This window comes from Sphingomonas sp. ERG5 (assembly GCF_000803065.1).
Lineage (GTDB): Bacteria > Pseudomonadota > Alphaproteobacteria > Sphingomonadales > Sphingomonadaceae > Sphingomonas.
The window spans coordinates 1-1,561 of sequence record NZ_JSXI01000046.1 but is presented as its reverse complement, the minus strand read 5'-3'; the positions used below and the strand labels follow the sequence as shown (position 1 = coordinate 1,561).

Here is a 1,561-nt window from a genome sequence, read left to right as displayed (position 1 = left end):
CCACCGAGGCTGTGTGAAAACGCCATTTGAGCGGCGGCGCATTGAGCTGCGGCACGGGCATTCTTACTGCTGCATCGCGGCGATCAGACCGGTTGCTCCCATCAGGGCGATTGCGCGTTTGATGTTATAGGCAAGGACGTGGAGGCTCATCTCGGTAGGGACGTTTCGCAGCGTGCGCGTCTTGAAGTGACTTCGGCCCATCCAGTCCTTGATGGTCCCGAAGACGTGTTCGACCGTTCGTCGTCGGATGCGCATGGCATCGGGCATATGATCGAGCCTGGCCTGCATCGCATCGAGCACATGCTCGTGCTTCCAGCGCCGGATTCGTCGGTGCGGTTCGGGCGTGCAGCGCGGCCTGAACTCGCAAGTCTGGCAGGCAGTCAGGTGACGGTAGAAGAAGATGTCGCCTTCCCGGTTCGCGTAGGTCTGGCCCGGCGTCAGTTCGTGTTTTGCCGGACAGACATACAGGTTACGCTCCGCATCGAACCGGAAGTCCTGCTTGGTAAAGTAGCCGCGCTTCACACCGCTTGAGGTCAGAGGTTTGGGGCAGATCGGGATCAGGCCAGTCGCCTCGCACGCAAGGACCTCCTCGCCTGAGAAGTAACCCCGGTCGGCCAGTATTGTCAGATCTGCTACACCGGTCGCTTCGCGTGCCAACTTGCCCATGGCAGCAAGCGCACTACGGTCGTGACCGACGTTCGTTACCTCGTGCGCCACGATAAGATGGTGGTCGGCGTCGACAGCTGCCTGAAGGTTGTAACCGACCTGTCCCGTCCCCTTACCGGCGCTCGCCATGGCGCGCGCATCCGGGTCGGTCAGTGAGATCTGCCGATCGGGCGCGGCCTCGACCGCCTGCTCCATCGCCTTGAGGTCGCGCATCTGTCGGCGAAGCGCCTCGAGCCGCTCGGTAAGTCGGGTCGTGCGAACCTCGGCGACCTCGCTCTCCTGCCGGTCGGCGGTATCGAGCATGGCCAGATATCGCTCGATGCTCGCATCCACCTGCTCCATCCGACGGCGGATCGCACCCGGCGTGAAGTTCTTGTCGCGCGTGTTGACCGCCCTGAACCGGCTGCCGTCCACCGCGACCGTTCCGCCAGCGATGAGGCCAAGGTCACGGCACAGTCTTACAAACTGCCGGCACGTCGCCTGGATCGCCTGACCGTTGTCGCGCCGGAAATCAGCAATGGTCTTGAAGTCTGGCGCCAACTTGCCCGTCAGCCACATCAGTTCGACGTTGCGACTTGCCTCGCGCTCAAGCCGCCGGCTCGACTGCACCTGGTTGAGATACCCGTAGAGATATAGCTTGAGCAGCATCGCCGGATGATATCCTGGGCGTCCCGTAGACGCTGCACCCTCGAAGCCGAGCCCCGCCAGATCCAGTTCGTCGATGAAGACATCGACCACGCGGACCGCGTTGTCCTCGGACACGTAATCACCAACGCAATCCGGCAAAAGCAGCTTCTGCCGGCGGTCACAGCCCTCAATGAAACGTCCCACTTCGGCGCCTCCTGCAACGCCAGAATCATAGCATATTAGGCCGTTTTCACACAGCCTCCACCAA

General features: G+C 62.0%; 1 protein-coding gene. It reads right to left on the bottom strand.

All coding sequences use genetic code 11. From position 1 onward, the window contains the following. Window positions 1-63: 63 nt before the first annotated feature. A complete protein-coding gene (locus OO12_RS16290) occupies window positions 64-1,497 on the bottom strand; it encodes an IS1182 family transposase (RefSeq protein WP_034159786.1) in 1,434 nt (477 codons plus the stop codon). Window positions 1,498-1,561 lie beyond the last annotated feature (64 nt).